Below are 725 nucleotides of genomic sequence, written 5' to 3'. Positions count from 1 at the left end.
GAAAGCAAGGATAGTGCCGCAAGTACAGAAAGTAAACGTAGTGCAACAAGTGAGGATTTTGGTTCAACAGTTGCTACTAATGATAGTAATTCTTCATCAAATAGTACCTCAGCAATTAATTTAAGAACATTTAGTAGATTGGCAACAACAACATTCGCAGCAGCAGCAGCAACTTCAACTACAAATACTTATACAGGTGCAGGGACTGATACAAATTATAATATTCCAATTTATTATAAATTAACAACTGTAAATAATGGAACGTCTATGACTTTTACGTATACAGTTACTTATGATAATCCTGCTACTACGACGGTTGAAAAGCCTACAGCATTGTCTAATAGTTACGCAATATACAACACAGGAACAACTTATCAAACGATGTTTACACTAGGTAGTGCATATGGAACACCTTCAACAGCGACAAGTTATATTACCGATTCAACAGGTGCTCAACTTAGTAATCCAAAAGCAAACACAACTAATATAAACAAACAGGGTAGTGGATATACTTGGGCAAACGGCTACCAAATGAATGGATACCAAGCTAAACAAGGATATGGTTTAACCACAACTTGGACAGTTCCTATCAATTCTAGTGGAGACACTTCTTTTACATTTGCCCCATACTCTACATCTGTGACAGGTGGGACAAACTTCTTTAATGGTCAAAAAGTTACTGTTACGGATCCTACAAGTGCATCGAATTCACAAAGTGCATCAAC

At 36.7% G+C, this 725-nt stretch carries 1 pseudogene; it reads left to right on the top strand.

Annotated features, from left to right (window positions below):
* Positions 1-725: pseudogene (locus tag HMPREF2663_RS12900) on the top strand (hypothetical protein); the annotation flags it as partial.

It is taken from the genome of Staphylococcus sp. HMSC077D08 (assembly GCF_001837945.1).
In the GTDB taxonomy this organism is placed as follows: Bacteria; Bacillota; Bacilli; order Staphylococcales; family Staphylococcaceae; genus Staphylococcus; species Staphylococcus epidermidis.
This window is presented reverse-complemented; position numbering and strand designations above follow the sequence as displayed.